The organism is Marichromatium sp. AB31 (assembly GCF_003718685.1).
Classification (GTDB): domain Bacteria; phylum Pseudomonadota; class Gammaproteobacteria; order Chromatiales; family Chromatiaceae; genus Marichromatium; species Marichromatium gracile.
Map to the genome: position 1 here is coordinate 1 of NZ_RHFI01000049.1, position 3,080 is coordinate 3,080.

The 3,080-nt window shown below is 70.7% G+C and carries 3 protein-coding genes; 1 reads left to right on the top strand and 2 read right to left on the bottom strand.

All coding sequences use genetic code 11. From position 1 onward, the window contains the following. A partial coding sequence (locus tag EBL84_RS16655) for an IS1 family transposase (protein ID WP_255420162.1) occupies positions 1-257 on the top strand: 257 nt, incomplete at its 5' end. A 70-nt stretch (positions 258-327) separates the two neighbouring features. Here the strand turns inward: EBL84_RS16655 and EBL84_RS16660 are convergent. Beyond that, positions 328-1,746, bottom strand: a complete 1,419-nt coding sequence (locus EBL84_RS16660; RefSeq protein ID WP_123141801.1) for a sigma-54 dependent transcriptional regulator — start codon at positions 1,744-1,746, stop codon at positions 328-330. Positions 1,747-1,927: 181 nt separating this feature from the next. Continuing rightward, positions 1,928-3,080: hybrid sensor histidine kinase/response regulator (locus tag EBL84_RS16665; protein ID WP_148040331.1), on the bottom strand; the 1,153-nt coding region annotated here is incomplete at its 5' end.

Consider the following 3,080-nt stretch of genomic DNA (forward strand, 5'->3'; position numbering starts at 1 on the left):
CAGCGCAATATCAGACTTCCGCTCCCGTCTACACAGATTTCTGGAGCGCCTATGCGCGGATCATCCCGGCACACCGACATTATCCCAGTGCGAAGTCACAAGGGGAAACCAACCACATCGAACGGTTCAACGGTACACTCCGGCAGCGTATCTCCCGCTTGGTGAGAAAGTCGCTTGCTTTCTCGAAGAACCAGGAAAACCATCTGGGTGCACTCTGGAGCTTCATTCATCACTACAACGCTACGATGTGCGTGTGATTCATTGCGGGAAAGCTCAAAAACATCGAGCGATTCAAAATCCTATCAGTCAGGGCACTACCCATTTTATTTATAGCGATTTTTCCCCACTCTGCCAAGCCTGCCGCTTCCGATACAGCGTCGAGGGGTTGACTTCGAGGAGGGCGGCGGCGCGGGGGATGTTGCCGTCGCAGTGGGCGATGGCGCGTTCGATGGCCTCGCGTTCGACACGCCACAGGGGTTGGATACCGGGGTCGGGCGTGGTGGTGGGGGCGGCGGCGGGTGCCGGTTGGGCGGGTTCGGCGGGGGTGGCGCGCGGCGGGGTGATGAGGTGTTCGGAGAGCGGCGGCGGCAGCATCTCGGGGTCGACGGTCTCGCCCTGGTGGAGCACGACGACGTTGCGGATGACGTTCTGCAGCTGGCGGACGTTGCCCGGCCAGTGGTAGTCGCGCAGCAGCGCCGCGGTGGCCGGGGCGAAGCGCTGGAACGCCTTGCCCTCCTCGGCGGCGAAGCCCTGGAGGAAGTGTTCGGCGAGCAGCAGGATGTCGTCCTGGCGGGCGCGCAGCGGCGGCAGTTCGATGGGGATGACGTGGAGACGGTAGTAGAGGTCCTCGCGGAAGCGCCCGGCGGCGACCTCCTTGAGCGGGTCGCGGTTGGTGGCGCAGACGAAGCGCACGTCGACCGCCTCCTGGCGGGTGGAGCCGACGCGCTGGAAGCTGCCGGTCTGGACGAAACGCAGCAGCTTGGTCTGGAGATCGAGGTCCATCTCGCCGATCTCGTCGAGAAACAGGGTACCGCCGTCGGCCTGTCCGGCGGCGCCGACGCGGTCGCGCGCCGCGCCGGTGAAGGCGCCGCGCACGTGACCGAAGATCTCCGACTCCATCAGGTCGTGCGGGATGGCGCCGCAGTTGAGGGCGACGAAGGGCGCCTCGCGGCGCGGTCCCTGGCGGTGGATGGCCTCGGCGCAGACCTCCTTGCCGGTGCCGCTCTCGCCGGTGATGAAGATGGTGGCCTTGCTCGCCGCGGCGCTGTCGATCACCCGGTAGACGGCCTGCATCGCCAGCGAGGCGCCGATGAAGCCGTGGTAGCGGTCGCGGTCGAAGGTCTCCTGGATGGAGTCGAGCAGGCTGGAGAGACGCTGGCGCTCGAGCGCGTTGCGCAGGGTGACGCGCAGACGCCGGGCGTTGAAGGGCTTCTCGATGAAGTCGAAGGCGCCCTCGCGCATGGCGTCGACGGCAAGGTCGACCGAGCCGTGCCCGGTGATGATCACCACCGCCGTCGGCAGTCGCTGCGCGCCGACGTGACGGAGGATCTCCATGCCGTCCATGTCGGGCAGGCGCAGGTCGAGCAGCATCGCGTGCGGCGGGTGCCGGGCCAGCGCGGCGAGCGCCTCGGCGCCGGTCTCGACGGCCGCGACGCGATAGGGTTCGGTGGCGAGGTAGCCGCTGTAGACCTCGCGCAGGACCTGACTGTCCTCGACGATCAGGATGCTGGGGGGTGTCTGCTCCATGGCGGGCGTCCTGGTCCGTTGGCGCGTCGGCGACCGCCCCGCGCGGGAGCGATCGCCACTCCGATGGTCGAGCCTCAGATATAGGGATCGTGCGCGGCGGCTTCATCCGCCGCGCCGTCCGACGGTTCGAGCAGCACCAGGGCGCGCTCGTCGCGCGGCGCCGTCGAGGCCAAGGGCGAGCTCAGTCCCGAGCAGAACCGCGCGGGCCGTCCCCGCCCTTCGCGAAGCATTGCACAAGCGCCTCCAGCGCCTGCTCGGCGCAGCCGCGCAGCCGCGCGATCAACGGCGCCAGACGGTCGCGGTCGGCGGCGCGGGCGGCCTGCTCGCAGTCGAAGGCGAGCGCCTGCAGCGCGCGAGCGCCGAAGGTGCCGGAGGCGCCCTTGAGGGTGTGGGCCTCGTGTTCGAGCTGGGCGATCTCGCCGGCCTCCCAGGCCTGTTCGATGCACGCCACCCGTCGCCGGGTCTCGATCTCGAAGGTCTGCAGCATGCCGACGAGGAAGTCCTCGCCCATCTCCTCGGCGAGTTCGTCGATCACCCCGAGATCGAGCACCCCGACCGCCTGCGCCGGCGCCGCGCGCTCCCCGGCCGATGCGCCGACCGGCGCATCCTCGGGGCGCGCGCCACCGAGCCAGCGCGCGAGGGCGGCGAACAGCTCGGCGCGCACCACCGGCTTGCTCAGATAGTCGTCCATGCCGGCGGCCAGACAGCGCTCGCGATCCTCGCTGAAGGCGTTGGCGGTCATCGCCACGATCGGCACGCGGGCGCGCTCGCCGGGCAGCGCGCGGATCGCCCGGGTCGCCTCCAGCCCGTCCATCCCCGGCATCGAGACGTCCATCAGCACCAGCGCATAGGGGCGCGCGCGCAGCGCGGCGAGCGCCTGATGACCGTCGGCGGCGGTCTCGACCCGGTAGCCGGCGCGCTCGAGGATCGCCAGCGCCACCAGACGGTTGGCCTCGCTGTCCTCGACCAGCAGGATCGGGCCGGTGGCGGCCGTTGCCGTCGGCGTCGGCGCCGCCGGCTCGGGGCGGGGCGAGTCGGGCGCGGGGAAGAGTTCGGGGGCGCCGAGCGCCATGCCGAGCTGCCAACACAGTGCGCGCGGCATCAACGGCAGGGTGGCGGCCTCGGGCGTCGGCGCGCTCGTCCGGTCGCGATGGATCGGGATCTCGCGCGCCGCCCTCCCCGCGCCCGGCGGGGCCACCAGCCACAGCCGCGCGGGCACGGCGGCGGCCTCGGCGAACCAGCGCTCCTCGCCGACGATCACCGTCTCCAGGCCGAGCAGCCGGAGCTGGCGCGCCAGCCCCTCGGCGAGCGGCGCGCTGGCGGCCCACACCTGC